Source organism: Streptodolium elevatio, assembly GCF_053592165.1.
This window is the reverse complement of sequence record NZ_JBSFVE010000004.1, coordinates 345,866-362,416: the sequence shown is the minus strand read 5'-3', so window position 1 is coordinate 362,416 and position 16,551 is coordinate 345,866. Positions and strand designations below refer to the sequence as shown.

General features: G+C 71.3%; 16 protein-coding genes. 11 read left to right on the top strand and 5 right to left on the bottom strand.

The window, feature by feature from the left end; translation table 11 throughout:
- Positions 1-49 precede the first annotated feature (49 nt).
- The 6 genes from ACWD12_RS11360 to ACWD12_RS11335 all read left to right on the top strand — a co-directional run bounded on the left by ACWD12_RS11360 (position 50) and on the right by ACWD12_RS11335 (position 7,941).
- A complete protein-coding gene (locus ACWD12_RS11360; RefSeq protein ID WP_450099320.1) occupies positions 50-2,275 on the top strand; it encodes an acyl-CoA dehydrogenase in 2,226 nt (741 codons plus the stop codon).
- A gap of 60 nt (positions 2,276-2,335) precedes the next feature.
- Entirely contained in the window at positions 2,336-3,466 is a 1,131-nt protein-coding gene (locus ACWD12_RS11355) for a hypothetical protein (RefSeq protein WP_358347891.1), read from the top strand.
- Between the two features lie 129 nt (positions 3,467-3,595).
- Positions 3,596-4,786 carry an acyl-CoA dehydrogenase family protein gene (locus ACWD12_RS11350; RefSeq protein ID WP_450099319.1) on the top strand — a complete coding sequence of 397 codons (1,191 nt, stop codon included), beginning with the start codon at positions 3,596-3,598 and terminating at the stop codon, positions 4,784-4,786.
- Between the two features lie 49 nt (positions 4,787-4,835).
- The gene (locus tag ACWD12_RS11345; protein WP_450099318.1) at positions 4,836-5,978 is read left to right on the top strand and encodes an acyl-CoA dehydrogenase family protein; all 1,143 of its coding nucleotides are present in this window, start codon (positions 4,836-4,838) and stop codon (positions 5,976-5,978) included.
- A 190-nt stretch (positions 5,979-6,168) separates the two neighbouring features.
- Entirely contained in the window at positions 6,169-6,351 is a 183-nt protein-coding gene (locus tag ACWD12_RS11340) for a hypothetical protein (protein WP_450099317.1), read from the top strand.
- A gap of 96 nt (positions 6,352-6,447) precedes the next feature.
- Positions 6,448-7,941 carry a GMC family oxidoreductase gene (locus ACWD12_RS11335; protein ID WP_450099316.1) on the top strand — a complete coding sequence of 498 codons (1,494 nt, stop codon included), beginning with the start codon at positions 6,448-6,450 and terminating at the stop codon, positions 7,939-7,941.
- A 6-nt stretch (positions 7,942-7,947) separates the two neighbouring features.
- Here the strand turns inward: ACWD12_RS11335 and ACWD12_RS11330 are convergent, their stop codons facing one another.
- Positions 7,948-8,397, bottom strand: a complete 450-nt coding sequence (locus tag ACWD12_RS11330; RefSeq protein WP_450099315.1) for an ATP-binding protein — start codon at positions 8,395-8,397, stop codon at positions 7,948-7,950.
- A gap of 185 nt (positions 8,398-8,582) precedes the next feature.
- Between ACWD12_RS11330 and ACWD12_RS11325 the strand changes: the two genes are divergently transcribed.
- The gene (locus tag ACWD12_RS11325; RefSeq protein WP_450099314.1) at positions 8,583-9,428 is read left to right on the top strand and encodes a helix-turn-helix domain-containing protein; all 846 of its coding nucleotides are present in this window, start codon (positions 8,583-8,585) and stop codon (positions 9,426-9,428) included.
- The gene (locus ACWD12_RS11320) at positions 9,425-9,634 is read left to right on the top strand and encodes a DUF397 domain-containing protein (protein WP_450099313.1); all 210 of its coding nucleotides are present in this window, start codon (positions 9,425-9,427) and stop codon (positions 9,632-9,634) included. The genes ACWD12_RS11325 and ACWD12_RS11320 overlap by 4 nt, the downstream gene beginning before the upstream one ends.
- A 57-nt stretch (positions 9,635-9,691) precedes the next feature.
- On the opposite strand, the gene ACWD12_RS11315 is transcribed toward ACWD12_RS11320, so the two are convergent.
- Positions 9,692-10,342: an excalibur calcium-binding domain-containing protein gene (locus tag ACWD12_RS11315; protein WP_450099312.1), complete on the bottom strand. Its 651-nt coding sequence runs from the start codon at positions 10,340-10,342 to the stop codon at positions 9,692-9,694.
- 243 nt (positions 10,343-10,585) lie between these two features.
- On the opposite strand from ACWD12_RS11315, the gene ACWD12_RS11310 reads away from it, so the two are divergent.
- The 3 genes from ACWD12_RS11310 to ACWD12_RS11300 all read left to right on the top strand — a co-directional run bounded on the left by ACWD12_RS11310 (position 10,586) and on the right by ACWD12_RS11300 (position 12,193).
- Positions 10,586-11,128, top strand: coding sequence for a SigE family RNA polymerase sigma factor (locus ACWD12_RS11310; RefSeq protein ID WP_358347847.1), 543 nt, complete (start codon positions 10,586-10,588; stop codon positions 11,126-11,128).
- On the top strand, positions 11,125-11,871 hold the full coding sequence (locus ACWD12_RS11305) for a hypothetical protein (protein ID WP_450099311.1): 747 nt from the start codon (positions 11,125-11,127) through the stop codon (positions 11,869-11,871). The genes ACWD12_RS11310 and ACWD12_RS11305 overlap by 4 nt, the downstream gene beginning before the upstream one ends.
- Positions 11,872-12,034: 163 nt before the next feature.
- Positions 12,035-12,193 (top strand): hypothetical protein, encoded by a 159-nt coding sequence (locus tag ACWD12_RS11300; protein WP_450099310.1) that lies wholly within the window; start codon positions 12,035-12,037, stop codon positions 12,191-12,193.
- A 25-nt stretch (positions 12,194-12,218) separates the two neighbouring features.
- Here the strand turns inward: ACWD12_RS11300 and ACWD12_RS11295 are convergent, their stop codons facing one another.
- The 3 genes from ACWD12_RS11295 to ACWD12_RS11285 form a co-directional block, all read right to left on the bottom strand.
- The gene (locus ACWD12_RS11295; RefSeq protein WP_450099309.1) at positions 12,219-13,748 is read right to left on the bottom strand and encodes an MFS transporter; all 1,530 of its coding nucleotides are present in this window, start codon (positions 13,746-13,748) and stop codon (positions 12,219-12,221) included.
- Positions 13,749-13,982: 234 nt separating this feature from the next.
- Entirely contained in the window at positions 13,983-14,948 is a 966-nt protein-coding gene (locus ACWD12_RS11290; RefSeq protein WP_450099308.1) for a SecDF P1 head subdomain-containing protein, read from the bottom strand.
- 114 nt (positions 14,949-15,062) lie between these two features.
- A complete protein-coding gene (locus ACWD12_RS11285; RefSeq protein WP_450099307.1) occupies positions 15,063-16,496 on the bottom strand; it encodes an aldehyde dehydrogenase in 1,434 nt (477 codons plus the stop codon).
- Positions 16,497-16,551 lie beyond the last annotated feature (55 nt).

The following is a 16,551-nucleotide window of genomic DNA, read 5'->3' as shown; positions in this document are numbered from 1 at the left end:
CGGGCCTGGCCCCCTCAGGGCCGGAGCCCGCAGAGATAGGGGATTCAACGTGCCCATCGGATACACGCCCGAGCACCGGACCTTCGCCGAGTCGGTCGCCGGATTCGCGAAGCGCCACGCGTCGGTCGAGTCGACCCGCCGCGACATCGAGGCGCTCTCCGCCGGAGCCGTGCCCGGTTTCTGGGACGGACTCGTGGGTTCCGGGGTGCCGGCCATCCACCTTCCCGAGGAGTACGACGGCGCCGGCGCCGGGATCCTCGACCTCGCGGTGGCGCTGGAGGAGACCGGCCGCGGGCTGCTGCCCGGGCCACTGCTGCCCACCGTGCTCACCAGCGCGCTGCTGGCGCGGTACGCCGGCCCCGAGCCCGCAAAGGCCCTGCTGCCCAAGTTCGCCGAGGGGGCGACCGGAGCGGTGGCCGTCGCGCCCACCCTGACCGCACGGGCGACGCCGGTCGGCTGGCAGGTCGACGGCACGGTCGGCCCGGTGCCCGGTGCCGTCAACGCGCGGTACCTGCTGCTGGGCGCGCGTACCGGCGAGGGCGAGGAGATCTGGTTCGTCGTGGCCCCCGGCGGACGCGACGCGATCGAGGTCGCGCAGCTCACCGGTGTCGACCTCGCCCGCGGCGTGGGCAGCGTGACGGCGCGTGCCCTGGAGGTCACCTCGTCGCAGGTGCTGCCCGGCGTCACCACGGAGCGGGTACGCCGCCTCGCGGCCGTCCTCGCCTCCGCCGAGGCCGTCGGCGTCGCCCGCTGGTGCTTCGAGACCGCCGTCGAGTACGTCAAGGTCCGCGAGCAGTTCGGCCGCGCGGTCGGCTCCTTCCAGGCCGTCAAGCACAAGGCCGCCAACCTCTTCACCCGTCTCCAGGTCGCCACGGCCGCCGCGTGGGACGCCGCCCGGGCCGCCGACGAGACCGGCGCGGACGCCGAGGACCAGCTCGAACTGGCCGCCGCCGAGGCCGCGATCGTGTGCCTGCCGGTAGCCCGAGAGATCGCCCTCGACTGCATCACGATGCTGGGCGGCATCGGCTTCACGTGGGAGCACGACATCCACTTCTACTGGCGGCGCGGCGTGTTCCTCGCGCAGTTGCTCGGCCCCACCGGCGACTGGGCCGAACTGCTGGGCCGCCGCGCGCTGGCCACGCTCGACGGCGGCCCGGAGCGCCGCTTCGACCTCGAAGTGGGCGGCGGGCTCGACGACTTCCGTGCCGAGGTGGCCGCCAACCTGGTCCGGGCCAAGGAGCTCGACGAGCCGGCGCGGCGTCAGTTCCTCGCCGACGAGTGCGGGTACGTGTCCCCGCACTACCCCAAGCCCTACGGCATGGCCGCGAACCCGGCCCAGCAGATCGTCATCCAGCAGGAGTTCGCCGCCGCGGGCCTGACCCAGCCGTCCACGGTCATCGGCGAGTTCGCCCTCCCGACGCTCATGGCGCACGGCACCGACGCGCAGAAGGACCGCTACGTTCCCGCGACGCTCCGCGGCGACATCGTCTGGTGCCAGCTCTTCAGCGAGCCCGGCGCCGGCTCCGACCTCGCGTCGCTCGCCACCCGCGCCGAGAAGGTCGAGGGCGGCTGGAAGCTCAACGGCCAGAAGGTCTGGAACTCCAAGGCCCACGAGGCGCACTTCGGCATCTGCCTGGCCCGCACCGACCAGGACGTGCCCAAGCACAAGGGCATCACGTACTTCATCGTCGACATGGCGACGCCGGGCATCGACGTACGCCCGCTCAAGCAGTCCAACGGGCAGTCCGAGTTCAACGAGGTCTTCCTCGAGGACGTCTTCGTCCCGGACGAGTCCGTCGTCGGCGAGGTCAACCAGGGCTGGGTCATCACCCGCACCACGCTCGCCAACGAGCGCGTCATGATCGCGGGCGGCCCCGGCATGGCGGCGTTCGGCAAGCTGCTCCAGGACATCGGGGCCTCCGGTGCTGCGGGTGCCTCGCAGGCGACCGCGGTCCGGCTCGGCGGGTTCGCCGCGGAGAACTGGGCGCTGCGCGCCCTCACCCTGCGCTCCACCCTCCAGCAGCTGTCCGGCCTCAACCCCGGCGCCGCGTCCAGCGTGCTCAAGCTGGCCGTCACCGAGCACCAGCGGGCCGTGGTCACCGCCCGACTCGAACGCGTGGCCGAGGCCGGACTCGCCGACGAGTGCCTGGACGGGCTCGCGGGCGAGCTGGTCACGGCGTACCTGTCGGTCCCCGCGGTCCTGCTGGGCGGCGGAACCCGCGAGATCCAGCTCAACGTGGTGGCCGAGCGCATCCTCGGACTGCCGCGCGGCTGACCCACGGGCCGGCCGCCGGGGCACCCCCGGCGACCGGCCCGCACCCGAAAGGACGTTGCCTTGCCCGCTCCGCTCGACGAGTTCCCGGTCCACCAGACGCCGCTGTCCATGGCGCGCGTCGCCAGCAGCGACCGCAACTTCTACGACCGCTACTACTTCAACGCGCACGACCGCACGGGTGACGTGTTCGTCGTGACCGGGTACGGCGTCTACCCCAACCTCGGGGTCAAGGACGCGTTCGTCACCGTCGGCCGGCGCGGGCGGCACACCACCGTCCGGCTGTCCGACGCCTTCGACGCGGCGAACGACGACCGGCTCAACCCGGCCGTCGGCGCGTACCGCATCGAGGTCAAGGAGCCGCTGAACGAACTGCGCGTGGTGTGCGACGCGTCCGACCAGGGCATCGCGATGGACCTCACGTGGCGCGGCAGCTTCCCGGCCGTCGACGAGGAGCCGCACGTCCTGCTGCGCGACGGCCGGGTGATCCTGGACGCGCAGCGGTTCGCGCAGGTGGGCACCTGGGAGGGCACGCTCAACGTCGAGGGCACCGACTACGCGGTCACGCCCGACACCTGGCTGGGCACCCGCGACCGCTCGTGGGGCATCCGGCCGAGCGGCGAGGCCGAGCCGCCCGGGCGCGCCGCCGCCGAGCGCGACCCCGACGGCGGCATGTGGTGGACGTACGTGCCGCTGCGCTTCGAGGACTTCGCGATCATCGTGATCGTGCAGGAGGAGCCGGACGGCACCCGCACCCTCAACCAGGCCACCCGCGTCTGGCCAGCCGCGACCGGGCGCCGCCCCGAGCAACTCGGCTGGCCCGAGTTCGACATCGAGTACGCCTCCGGCACCCGCAACCCGGTGCGCGCCACCCTGCGCATGAAGGACCTGACCGGCAAGCCGGTCGTCGTCGAGGTCGAGCCGCTCGGCCACGTGGTCCTCAACTGCGGCCCCGGCTACGGCATGGACCCCACCTGGACGCACGGCCAGTGGCGCGGTCGGGACTGGAGCGAGGGCGTCGTCGTCGACACCGCGAACGACGAAGCCGCCGCCGGACGCGCCAAGTTCAGCATCATCGACCACGTCGCCCGCGCCACCTGCGACGGCGCGGAGGGCTGGGGCCTGTTCGAGCACGGCTGCCTCGGCCGCCACGATCCCTCCGGGTTCGCGGACTTCACGTCCGTGGCCCCCTAGGCGCCGTCGGGGTCCGCAAGTCCGCCCGGTACGGGGCGACTTCGCGGAACCCGGCGGAACCGCCGTCCGTACCCGTCCGCTTCGTACGACGAACGCATCCACAAGGGACCGCGGTCCCGGGAGGTAACCGTGCACATCGCCTATACACCGGAGCAGGATGAGCTGCGCCGGGAGCTCCGCGAGTACTTCGCCGGGATCATGACGCCGGAGGTCCGCGAGTCGCAGGCATCCGGCGAGACCACGCTCCAGGGCCGCGACGGCGCGTACTGGCAGGTCGCGAACCGCATGGGACGCGACGGCTGGCTCGGCATCGGCTGGCCCAAGGAGTACGGCGGCCAGGACCGCTCCATGATGGAGCAGCTGATCTTCACCGACGAGGCCACCCTCGCCGGCGCGGCGGTGCCGTTCCTGACCATCAACACGGTCGGCCCGACGCTGATGGAGTACGGCACGCAGGAGCAGCGGGACTTCTTCCTCCCCAAGATCCTGTCCGGCGACATGCACTTCTCCATCGGCTACTCCGAGCCGGAGGCGGGCACCGACCTCGCGAACCTGCGTACGCGGGCGGTACGCGACGGCGACGACTTCGTGGTCAACGGGCAGAAGATGTGGATCTCGCTGATCCACGTCGCCGACTACCTGTGGCTGGCCGCGCGCACCGACCCGGACGTCAAGGCGCACAAGGGCCTCACCATCTTCCTGGTGCCCACGAACACGCCGGGCATGTCGTGGAGCGAGGTCAGGACGCTCGGCGGCCAGACCGTCAGCCAACTGACCTTCGAGGACATGCGGGTGCCGGCCTCGGCGGTCGTCGGCGAGGTCAACGGCGGCTGGGCGCTGATGACCGGGCAGCTCAACCGCGAGCGCGTGGCGCTGTGTTCGGCGGCGGCCGTACAGCTCGCGCTGCACGAGACGCGCCGCTGGGCCGAGCAGACCCTGCTGCCGGACGGCACCCGGGTCATCGACCAGGAGCAGGTGCAGCTCAACCTCGGCCGCGTGCACGCCAAGGTCGAGTACCTCAAGCTGATCAACTGGAAGATCGCCTGGGCGGTCGACCACGGCGCGAAGGTCGGACCGGCCGACGCGTCGGCCACCAAGATCTTCGGCACGGAGTTCGCGACCGAGGCGTACCGGCTGCTCATGGAGTGCTTCGGCGAGGACGCGTACCTCACCGCCGAAGCCCCGGGCGTGGTGCTGCGCGGCCGGATCGAGAAGATGTACCGCTCGGCGCTGATCCTCACCTTCGGCGGCGGCACGAACGAGATCCAGCGCGACATGATCGCGATGTTCGGCCTGCGGATGCCCCGTCCGCCGCGCTGAACCCGACCCACCGTCAACCACTGTCACTGTCAGAAAAGGGAGATGCGAAATGGACTTCGCATACACCGAAGAGCAGCAGGACCTGGTGGGTCTGGTCCGGCAGATCCTCACCGAGCGCGTGACGCACGAGTCGCTGACCGCGCTGGAGGCGAAGGTCACCGGCGAGGGCGCGCCGCGCTTCGACCGCGAACTGTGGGCCGAGCTGGGCAAGGCGAACATCCTCGGCATCTCGCTGCCCGAGGAGTACGGCGGCTCGGGCCTCGGCGTCCTGGAGCAGGTGCTGGTCCTCGAAGAGGTCGGCCGCACGCTCGCCCCCGTTCCGGTGTACGCCTCCTCCGTCGCCGCCGCCGCGATCGCCGCGCACGGCACCGACGAGCAGAAGACCGCCTGGCTGCCGGGCGCGGTGTCCGGCGAGAAGATCCTGACCGCCGCGCTCGCCGAACGCCTGGGCCGCGACGCCGCCGCGCCGGCGGTCAAGGCCACGCGTGTGGACGGCGGTTGGAAGCTGGACGGCGTCAAGACCGCGGTCCCGGCCGGGACTCTCGCCGACGTCATCCTGGTCCCGGCCGCGACGGACGACGGCGTGGGCGTCTTCCTGGTCTCGCCCGACGGTGAAGGCGTCACGCTGACCCCGCAGCTGACCACCGCCAAGGAGATCGCGGGCGAACTCACCCTCGACGGCGCGGCGGTGGCCGACTCGGCACTGCTCGGCGGCGCGGTCGACACGGCGGTGGCCGTCTGGCTGCGCGACCGCGCGACGCTGGGCCTGTGCGCGCTGCAACTCGGCGTCACCGAGAAGGCGATGCGCTCGGCGGCCGAATACACCAGCACGCGCGAGCAGTTCAAGCGCCCGGTCGGCTCGTTCCAGGCCGTCGGACACCGCCTCGCGGACTGCTACATCGACGTCGAGGCGATCCGCCTGACGACGTGGCAGGCAGCCTGGCAGGTCGGCGAGGGACTGGACGCCACCGAGGCCATCTCCACGGCCAAGTTCTGGGCGGCGGAGGGCGGCCACCGCGTCGCGCACGCGGTCGTGCACGTGCACGGCGGCATGGGCATCGCGGAGGAGTACTTCGTACACCGCTACTTCGTGCACGCCAAGCAGATCGAGTTCTCCCTCGGCGGCGCCAACGAGCACGCGCTGCGCATCGGCGCGGGCTTCGCGGCCACGCCGGCGGGCGAGTACGTCTGACCCTCGGACCGCATCGGACCGCATCGGATCGCATCGGATCGCGTCGGACCGGTGAGCTGGTGGTCCGGGTGAGCCGGTGAACCTTCGAGGGCCTGTGCCCCCGCCGTATCGGCGGGGGCACAGGCCCTCGGACGTTCTTGGCGACTTCGGCCGTCAGCCACAACCGGCCCCCACCTGGCCGCAATCAGCCGTGCAGCCACGCGCAGACGGAGTGATCCAACTCGGCGGCCTAGTCCGGCCGGTCCTCGCCGTACGAGTCGTCACCCACGACCACGACGGGTCCCTCGCGAAGCTCCGGAGAACCGACCTGCTGCTGGCGTACGCGGAACGGACCGCGGAGGACGAGGGCCCGGCCGGCGCGGCGACCGCCTGACGCCACGACGGATCACCCTCGACTCGCCTCCCTTTGCCGCATAAGGTGACGCGGTCAAGCAGTTGGGCCACGGCCCGCGTAGGCAGGGGAGTGGCGATGGACGCGGATGTGATCGTCGTCGGCGGCGGCACCAGCGGCGCGGTCCTCGCGGCGCGGCTGTCGGAGAACCCGGAGCGGCGCGTCGTTTTGCTCGAACAGGGGCCGGACGACGCCGAGTACGACGCGAGCGTGCTGCGGCCCGCCTCGGCCGGGGACGTGTGGGCGGGCACGCCGTTCGCGCGGCCCTACGCGATGTCCGCCGGCGCCGACCGCACCGTGCAGATGGTGCGGGGCCGAGTCCTCGGCGGGACGTCGGCGGTCAACTACCTCGCCACCCTGCGCGGCCAGCCGTCCGACTACGACGCGTGGGCCGCGCGAGGCCTCGACGGCTGGGGCTGGCCCGACGTCCTGGCCACGTTCCGGGGCATGGAACGGGACCTCGACTTCGGCGACACGGAACTGCACGGCGGCAGCGGACCGTTGGTCGTACGCCGGTCCCCGCTCGACGAACAGTCCGAGTCGCACCGGGCGTTCCAGGCCGCGGTGCGCACGCTCGGCGTGCCGTGGGCCGACGACGTCAACGACCCGCGCCGCCTGCCGGGCATCGGCATCTTCCCGCTCACGACCTCGCCCGACGGGGCCGAGCGCCTGACGGTCAGCCGCGCGTACCTCCCTGACGGGGTGCGCGCACGCCCCAACCTGCGGATCGTCACCGCGGCCACCGCCGCCAGCGTCACCGTCGTCGACGGCCGGGCGACCTCCGTCGTCACCTCCGACGACCGCGCCTACACCGCACCCGAGATCATCCTGTGCTGCGGCGCCACCGGATCCCCCGCGCTCCTCCAGCGCTCCGGCATCGGGCCCAAGTCCGTCCTCGACGCCCTGGGCGTGCCGGTGTCCGTCGACCTTCCCGGCGTGGGCGCGAACCTCCAGGACCACCTGGGCATAGCCCTGCTCTACCGCCACCCCGGCGGAACACCGTTGCGCGGCGGTCCGGTTCAGCCCGTCTGGGTCGGTCGGACACCCGAGGCGACGACGATCGACTTCCACGTCCTCAACCTCCCCGTCGGCGAACCGGGAGAGCAGGGCACGCACTTCTCCGTCGTGCCGTTCCTGCTCGACGTCACGGGCCGAGGCAGGGTGTCCATCGCGTCCACGGATCCCGACAGCGAACCCGACGTCGTCATGCCGACGCTCACCGACCACGATCTCGCCCGATTCGACTGGCTGTTGGGCCGCATCGCCGAACTCGAGGAGTCCGAGCCCTTCACCTCGCTCGCCGCCGAACGTGTGCACCCGGTCGCCGACCTCCGCGCACCGGACGCGGCCGCCACCCTCGTCGCCTCCGGCCTCATCAGCTACGGCCACCTGGGCAGCACGTGCGCCATGGGCCCGGACGGCGATCCACTCGCGGTCCTCGACGCCCGCTGCCGCGTGCGCGGCGTCGACGGCCTGCGCGTGGTGGACGCCTCCGCAATGCCGAAGCTCCCGGCCGGAAACACCTACCTCGGCTGCGTGATGATGGCCGAACGAGCCGCGCGCTTGCTCTGACGGTCGTCATCCGACGGCGATCTCGGCCCACACCGTCTTCGCCTCGACTCCGTTCCGGTACCAACCCCACCGGCGTGCGAGCGCCGACACCAAGAGCAACCCGCGCCCGCACACCGCCTCGGCCGAAGGACAGCCGGTGCGCGGCGCGACGTCCCCGCGCGCGTCGGTCACCTCCACCCGCACTGCTTCAGGCGCGGCGAGGTCCGGGAGCGCCCCCATGCGCAGCACGATCACCGCGCCGCCTCGGGCCCCGTGTGTCGCCGCGTTCGCGCCCAACTCGGCTACGACCAACGCGACGGCCTGCGCGACGTCGGACCGCGCGGGCCAACCCCACGCGGCGAGTTGGGCCCCGGCGGCGGTGCAGAGTCGGCGTACGCCGAGCGGACCGGCCTCGGCCTCGCAGGCGAACTGACACAGTGTGCGGCGCTGTTCGTCGCGGTGTGTGCTGGTGTCCATGGCGAGGAGCGTGGACGTTCCGGTTGGCAGACGGCCACTCCCGGCCACCGTACGCCGCGCGGATGTACGGGACGTACGCGCTGAACTGTACGACGCGTACGGAGAACCCCCGTGCGTGGACGTGGTGTTGACTACGATGAGTGCCGGTGGGGGTGCGCTGCGCGACCGAAGAAGGCACGGTGCCCATGGCGGAAAACGAACCACTCGACGAGGCCGGCGGCGCGGACCTGTTCCGGGCACTCGGTCGCCAAGTCCAGGTGCTGCGCGAACGCGCGGGGCTGTCGCGACGCGAGCTGGGCGATCAGCTCGGGTACAGCGAGGAGACGGTGTTCTCGGTGGAACGCGGTCGGCGCACCCCGCAACCGGAGTTCCTGGAAGCGGTCGACCGCCTGGTGGACGGCAGGGGACTGCTGTCGGTCGCGGTCGAGGATGTCGAACGCGCGAAGTCGCGGTCCCGAGTGCGGCACCCAGCCTGGTTCCTGGACTATGCGCGCTTGGAGAAGGCCGCCGTCGAACTGCACTTCTACGCAACGCTGACGATCCCAGGGCTGTTGCAGACCGAGTCGTACGCCCGTGCCATCTTCACTGCTCGTCAGCCGCTGCTGGGTGAAGGCGAGATCGACGAACGAGTGGCCGCGCGGCTGTCGAGGCAGGAGATCCTGACCGCGTGGCCCCTTCCGACGGTCAGCGTGGTCATCGAGGAAGCGGTATTGCGGCGCTGCATCGGCGGTGCGCTTGTCCAGCAGCATCAGCTCGCGAGTCTGCTTCGCATCGGCGCCATGCGGAACGTCCATTTGCAAGTGCTGCCGCTGACTTGCGAGGGCCATGCCGGAATGGAGGGCCCGTTCATCCTGCTGACCCCCAAGGGGAGGCAGCCAGTTGCCTATGTGGAGGTGCAAGACGTCAGCAGACTGGTGACTGACCAGGAGCAAGTTCGTATCCTGGCCGCACGATACGGCAGCATCCGGGCGCAGGCGCTCGACCCCGTCCAATCCTTGGCGTTGATCGAGAAAGTGCGGCGAGAACTATGAGCAACAGCGGACAAGCTGGCACCCAAGTTGTCGCGTGGCGCAAGAGCAGCCACAGCGGTGGCAACGGCGGAGAGTGTGTCGAGGTTGCCGTGGAGGCTTCGGCGATGCTGGTCCGCGACTCCAAGTTGACTGGTTGCGGTCATCTCGCGTTGCCGTTGAGCTCCTGGTCGGCGTTGACCTCGTCGCTCGGCGTGTCGAACGGTTGAGCCGGGCCGGCGCCACAGATGGCACCGGCCCGAACTCGCATTCGTGAACCGCCCTGACTAGCTTTCGCAGCCGACGCCGTCTCCGTCGCTGTCCAAGTGGCGGCCGTAGCCAGGTTGTCCGATGCGGACCGGTGCAGCGCCTGCGTCCTTCGCCGCCTTGCAGTTCTTGTAATAGACGGACTCTTCCTCCGGAGTCGGCTCAGGCTCGGGCGTCGGCTCACGTGTCGTCGGAGCGGGGGCCGGCTTTGTCGCGGGCGGCGGTGCGGGCTTTGTTTCCACGGGTGCCGGCGGTGCCACCGTGACGGGCTGTGCGCTCGTGGGCGGCGGCTCCGGTGCGGCCGTCGTCGGCTCCGGTGCGGTGGTCGCCGGAACGGGGGCCGCTTCCGTGGACGGCGGCGCGGAACTGCCGGGCGTCGCCGGTGTGGTGCTGATGACCGCGGCTGGCTCGGTCGGCTTGTCAGCCTCCTTGTCCTTCGGGTCGCCGGCGGCGCTTCCAATAGCGATGATCAGGAACCAGATGCCCGCCACCGCGGCGACGACGTGCCGCGCGGTCCCGCGCCATATGCCCGCGCGGTAGAGCAGGAATATCCCCACCGGCGCGAACACGATCAGGAGAACGACGATCCACCCGGTCTTCGTGTGCCACGGCTGCCGCATCGGCGGCGGTGGCGGTGGTGCTCCCCACGGCTGCTGCGACGGGTACGTCATGCGTCCCACCCCCGGAACGCTCTTCCGTGGCGCCGACTGTTTTCGGGCGCGACTGTTACGCGCATATTCCCCACCCCCAAGGTCAGGCCGCGACCGTAGCGGAATCCGACCGACCGGATGGGCGGTTTCGGAATTCCGTGACTGATACGCGATTCACGGACCACGACCGTCCCGTGGCAACGCTTTCGGGGCCCTGGGTTGTTCAGGGGGTGGCGGCACGTCGACGGAGGAAGGACCGACCTCATGCAGGATCCGCCCGGGTTCCGGGAGTACGTCGCGGCACGAAGGGACCACTTGGTGCGTATCGGCGTTCTTCTGACCGGGGACCGGCACCTGGCCGAGGACTTGGTGCAGGCCGCGTTGGTACGTGTGTGGCCGCGCTGGGCGCGGGTCAGCAGGGGCGAGAACGTCGACGCGTACGTGCGCCGGATCATGACCAGCACGTTCCTGAACTGGCGAAGACGCAAGTGGCACGGCGAATACCCGACCGACGTGGCGGCGGACGCCGCGATCCTCGCCCTCCCGGACGGCGGCGACGCGTTCACCCGGTGGGACGACGCCGAGGCGCTGCTCGCCGATCTGCGCCGCCTGCCGCCGAGGCAGCGGGCCGTGGTCGTGCTGCGCTTCTACGACGACCTGACGCTGGACGAGTGCGCCGAGGCGTTGGGGTGCAGCGTGGGGACGGTCAAGAGCCAACTGCACAGGGCGCTGGGCACGTTGCGGGAACGCGCCGCCCGGCGGGATCGACAGGACGCGATGACGCAGGCGGAGAGGGCGGACCCATGATCCGGGAACACGACGAGCGGGAACACGACATGGACGACGGCGATCTGCGTACCTGCATGCGGCACGCCGTCGCGGAGGTTGCCGCGCCTCTCAACCTGTACGAGCAGGTGGCCGGTTCGGCGCGCAAACGGCAGCGGGCCCGGGTGCAGGTCGCGGCCGGGGCAGTGGTGTTGGCCCTGGGGGCGGCTGTCGGCGTCGGTGTGGGCGACCCGTTCGAATGGCGCGGAGGCGGCGACCAGGCGGACACGGCAACACCGGACTTGGGGGTACCGAGCAGGAGTGCGCCGAGCAGGGGTGTACCGAACGTCCCGGCACCGGGCACCCGCGGACCGGCACCGGAGGAGGAGCCGCAGGGCACAGCCCTGACAGCGTGTCCGACACGCCAACCGGAGGCATCCAACCCGGGTGTGACGAATGGCGCGATGCTGCCTGAGCGTCCCGGCAAGGTCCTGGTGTGCGAATTCCCGTTGCCGGGGCCGGGGGCGGAGCCGACCGGCCGGACGCTCTCGGCCGCGGCGAGTGAGAACTTCGCGCGTACGGTGAACAGCCTTCCGCTGAGCACCAGTTGGAATGGCCCTGTGTGCCTGCTCGGCCGGCCCGGCCAGGCCGTGTTCTTCCGCAACTCCGCAGGCAACGAGGCGGTCCTGCGCGTCGGGGGAAACTGTTTCGACGCCTTGGGCGACGGCCGCGTGCAGGTCCCCTGGGACGGTCGAACATCGATCTTCCGGTTCCTGCCTACCTGACCGCGACTGCGTCCGGGCTGCTGTCCGGCCAACCGGTCTGATCATGCGCACGCGGCCCGTCCTGAACTCGGCGCGTGAAGCCACTCACCGACTGGCCGACGGCAACCGGGTGGAGGGGCAGACCCCCCTCGTCCTCCACCGCACCAAAGGTCGCTAGAAGCTCGTGGAACTCTCCGTGTATGCGGACGGTTTGGTGTCGATCGGCGAGGGCACGTCATGGCCGTTCGACGGGTTCGCCGCAGCGGTCGAGGCAGGTGACATCGTCGCGCACGTCGAAGACGGCACGCGTAGATGCGACTTGCGCATCGTCGACGGGACCTGATGCCGAGGCCGCGGCAACCGCCACCTCAGTGCTCGGCGTTCTCGGTCGGCCGCAGGTCCTTCGGGATGCGCGTCCAGGCCAACACCGCGGCGGCGAAGGGGAGTGCGGCGGCGATCAGGAAGGTCGGGGTCATGCCCGACGTGAACGCCGAGGCGGCCTCCTCCAGCAGCGCCGCACCTTCCGCGCCGCCGATCCCCGCCGCCACGTGGGCCGCTTCGCCGATCGAGTCCTGCACCGAGTCGGCGACCGGGTCGTCGCCCAGGTCGGGCAGGTGGGTGCGGTACAGGGCGGCCGCGAGACTGCCGAGGATGGCCACGCCCATGGCGGCGCCGAGTTCGTAGCAGGTCTCCTCGATGGCCGCCGCTCCGCCGACGTCCCGGGACGGAGTCGCCGCCATGAGGGTCACCGAGGCGACGGTCGTCGCGATGCCGGCTCCGGCGCCGAGCAGGGCGAGCGCGACGGCGATCTCCAGGTAGCTGATCGACCCCGAGTGGTTCACCAGCCAGGGCAGCGCCAGCGCCACGGCCATCATCATCAGCCCCACGCCCAGCACGTGCCGGATCGCGAAACGGTGCATCAGCACGGGCGTGACGATCGACGTCAGGATGAGCGCCACGGGTGCCGGAAGCAGCCGTACGCCCGCCTCCAACGGCGAGAAGCCCTCCGCGTACTGAAACCACTGCGTCACGAGGAACAGCACCGCGCCCATGGCGATCATGCTGAGGAAGATGGCCGACGCTGCGATGCTGAAGGATCGGCTGCCGAACAGCCGTACCTGCAACAGCGGATGCGCGATGCGCAGTTGGCGGCGGATGAAGACGGTCAGGGCGACTGCCGCAATCGCGAGCAGGGTCCAGGCGACCGGATCGCTCACGCCGCCCTTGCCGAGCTGCTTGATGCCGCCCGCGAGCGCCAGCATGCCGATGATCGACTGCGCGACGCCCCACCAGTCCCAGCGTCCGGCACGCGGCTTGCGCGACTCCGGTACGAGCCACGCCCCGAAGCCGATGACCGCGAGCGCGACGGGGATGTTGAGCAGGAACGCCGACTCCCAGCCGTGCTGTTCCACCAGCAGGCCGCCGACCACCGGGCCGACCGCCATGCCGCCGCCGAAGACCGCGGCCCAGATGGCGTACGCGAGGGCCCGCTCCTTCGGGTCGTGGAACACCGTCCGCAAGATCGACAGCGTCGACGGCATGATGGCCGCCCCGCCGACGCCGAGCATCGCCCGGGCCGCGATGACGTGCCACGCCTCCGTCGCGAACGCCGCGCCGAGGGAAGCTGCCGCGAAGATCCCGAAGCCGATCAGCAGCAGCTTCTTGCGTCCCCAGCGGTCGCCGAGCGCGCCCGCGGTGACCAGCAGCCCGGACAGCGCGAGTGCGTACGCGTCGATGATCCACAGCTGCTGCACCGACCCCGGTTGCAGGTCCTCGACGAGGGACGGGAACGCGACGTTGAGGATCGTCGTGTCCATGGCAATCAGCAGCAGGCTGCCCGCGAGGATCGCGAGCACCGCCCACCGCCGGGGATCGGGTTCAGGACTGACGTTGTTCATATGAGACATGATCGTCTCATATAGATCAGGGATGTGCACGCGTCTGTGTCCGAAGATACGCGCGCGTCGCGATATGACCGGAATATGAACTTTGGGCGCGGCCCCGGCTGCGAGCCGGGCAGGACAGGGCAAGGCAAGGCAACGGGCACGGGTCGCGGTCTTGGCTGCCGCGCCCGCGCCCGTATTCGTGCCCGCGTCCGGGCCCGCACCCGCGTCACGTGCCCTCGCGTATTGCTACGTGGTCGACTCCACGGTCAGCGGCACCGGCAGCGCGCCCGTCTGCAGCGACGCCGCGATGCGCCTGGCGTCGGCGCGGGTGAACTTCCCGGTGATGACCGCGGTGCCGCCGCTCAGCGGCTGGGCCACGGTGGGGGCGATCAGGACGACGCCGTCGAGGGTCACCGCGAGGCGGTCGGTGGGTTGGGAGCCGCTGCTCAGGTCGGTGGTCAGCTTGCCGAACTTGTCGGCGCCGGCGCTGTTGAACGAGATGGTGATCTGCCACTGGCCGGGCATCTCGTCCGGCTCCTCGGCAGTGGCCTTCTGCACCGTGCCGCCGTCGAGTGCCGTCGGGCCGAGCAGGAAGCGTTCGACCGTTCCGTCGGTCGTGTCCCGCGCGCATGCGGCGGCGGGGGCGTCGGCAGACGGCAGGGTGGTCGGCGGCGCGGTCGGCTGGGAGCAGTCGAGAGCGGCGTACGTGGCACGCAACTCCGCCGAGACGCCTGGTAGCTCGCCGCTCCCGGTCGCGCCCGGCGGGGCGGGGGCCGGTGCGGCCGCACCGACCGGTTCGGCGGCGTACACGGGGCGGAACTCCAGGCGTCCACGGCGTTCGATGCCGGTCAGGACCTCCCGGTCGGCGGCCGCGCCGGTCACCACGAGGCGGCCGTCGCGCAGTTCCACGGTTCCGGGTACACCCGTCAACTCCAGGCGCCGGTCCAGGATTTCGCGGGCCCGCTCCAGGTCGGCGCCGGACGCGCCGACGGGGGCGCTGAGCACCACCGTCACCGTCGGGCCGGTCGGTTTGCCGCCGCCCGTCGGGAACGCCTTGTCGGGGGTGCCTTCGTCGTCCGAGCCGCAGGCGGAGACCGCCGCCAGCGTCGCCGCGAGGGCGAGGGAGGCGAGGGCAAGACGGCTGCGTCGCGGGCCTGTTCGGGTGGTCGGGGGGTGGGTGAAGCTGTCGTGAAGGCTGTCGTCGTTGTCCACCCGAGCCATGATGGCAGCGGCGTGCCCCGGCAGCCCCGTCACCGCCGAAACGACGAACGGCCCGGAGTACCACCAGGCTCCGGGCCGTTCGGTAGCGGGGGCGCCCCGCACGGGTTACGGCAGGACGACCGTCTTCAGTTCGACCAGCGCGTCCAGGCCCTCCGGGCCCAGCTCGCGGCCGAGGCCGGACTGCTTGTAGCCGCCGAACGGCGCCCCGAAGTCCATCGCCACCCACGAGTTGACGCTGACCGTGCCGGTCTCCATGCGCCGCGAGACCTCGGTGGCCGCCTCGACGTCGGTGCCCCACACGCCGCCGGACAGGCCGTAGGGAGAGTCGTTGGCGATGGCGACCGCGTCGTCGATGTCGTCGTACGCGATGACCGCGAGCACCGGGCCGAAGATCTCCTCCTGCGCGATGGTCATGTCGTTCGTGACGTCCGCGAACACCGTCGGCTGCACGAACCAGCCCTTGTCGAGGCCCTCCGGACGGCCGCCGCCGACCACCACGCGGGCGCCCTCGGCCTTGCCCTTCTCGATGTAGCCCAGCACCCGGTCGCGCTGCCGCTCGGAGACCAGCGGGCCGATCGCGAGGCCCTTCTCCAGCGCGTCGCCGACCGTCATGGCGCCCACGTGCTCGGCCAGCTTGGCGACGACCTCGTCGTAGCGCGAGCGCGGTGCGAGCACGCGCGTCTGCGCGACGCACGCCTGGCCGTTGTTGTTGAACGAGCCGGGCAGCAGGCCGGGGACGGCCACGTCGAGGTCGGCGTCCTCCATGAGGATGCACGCCGACTTGCCGCCGAGCTCCAGGGTCAGCGGGCGCAGGCGCTCGCCGCACAGCGCGCCGATGCGGCGGCCCGCCGCGGTGGAGCCGGTGAACGACACCTTGTCGATGTCCGGGTGCACGACCAGCTTCTCGCTGACCTCGCGGTCGGCGACGACGATGTTGAGCACGCCGGCCGGCACGCCCGCCTCGAGGGCGACCTCGGCCAGCATGTATGCGTCGAGCGCGGTCTCCGGGGACGGCTTCAGGACCACCGTGCAGCCCGCGGCGAGCGCCGGGGCGAGCTTGAGGACGGTGACGAACAGCGGGACGTTCCACGGCACGATCGCCGCCACGACGCCGACCGGCTCGCGGCGTACCAGCGTCTTGAAGATCGCGCCCTGGCGCTGCTCCTCGAACGGGTACTCGCGGACCAGCTTGGCGTAGTAGTCCAGCACCATCGTGGAGCTGAAGACCTGGACGCCGACCGAGTTGTCGATCGGGCAGCCGGTCTCCTGCGCGATGACCTCGGCGAACTCCTGGAGGCGGCCCATGATGCCGGCCGACAGGGCGGCGAGGACGTCGCCGCGCTCGTCCGGCGTCGCGGCGGCCCAGGGGCCCTGGAAGGCCTTGCGAGCCGCGGCCACCGCGCGGTTCACGTCTTCCTCGGTGCCGGCCGGAACGCGGCCGATCACCTCTTCCGTCGAGGCGTTGTGCACGTCGAACGTGTCGGTGCCCGTGGGCTCCACCCACTCGCCGCCGATGAAGATCTTGTCGTGAACGCGCATCCCGAAACTCCTGTGTTCCCCTGTGTGCCCGGACCTTCGTCGGCCGTGCCGGCCT

Coding starts and splice junctions, on each gene's coding strand:
- ACWD12_RS11330 (WP_450099315.1), bottom strand. CDS start 8,397: ATGGACACCAGCACACACCGCGACGAACAGCGCCGCACACTGTGTCAG.
- ACWD12_RS11285 (WP_450099307.1), bottom strand. CDS start 16,496: ATGCGCGTTCACGACAAGATCTTCATCGGCGGCGAGTGGGTGGAGCCC.
- ACWD12_RS11325 (WP_450099314.1), top strand. CDS start 8,583: ATGGCGGAAAACGAACCACTCGACGAGGCCGGCGGCGCGGACCTGTTC.
- ACWD12_RS11345 (WP_450099318.1), top strand. CDS start 4,836: ATGGACTTCGCATACACCGAAGAGCAGCAGGACCTGGTGGGTCTGGTC.
- ACWD12_RS11310 (WP_358347847.1), top strand. CDS start 10,586: ATGCAGGATCCGCCCGGGTTCCGGGAGTACGTCGCGGCACGAAGGGAC.
- ACWD12_RS11305 (WP_450099311.1), top strand. CDS start 11,125: ATGATCCGGGAACACGACGAGCGGGAACACGACATGGACGACGGCGAT.
- ACWD12_RS11315 (WP_450099312.1), bottom strand. CDS start 10,342: ATGACGTACCCGTCGCAGCAGCCGTGGGGAGCACCACCGCCACCGCCG.
- ACWD12_RS11320 (WP_450099313.1), top strand. CDS start 9,425: ATGAGCAACAGCGGACAAGCTGGCACCCAAGTTGTCGCGTGGCGCAAG.
- ACWD12_RS11335 (WP_450099316.1), top strand. CDS start 6,448: ATGGACGCGGATGTGATCGTCGTCGGCGGCGGCACCAGCGGCGCGGTC.
- ACWD12_RS11295 (WP_450099309.1), bottom strand. CDS start 13,748: ATGAACAACGTCAGTCCTGAACCCGATCCCCGGCGGTGGGCGGTGCTC.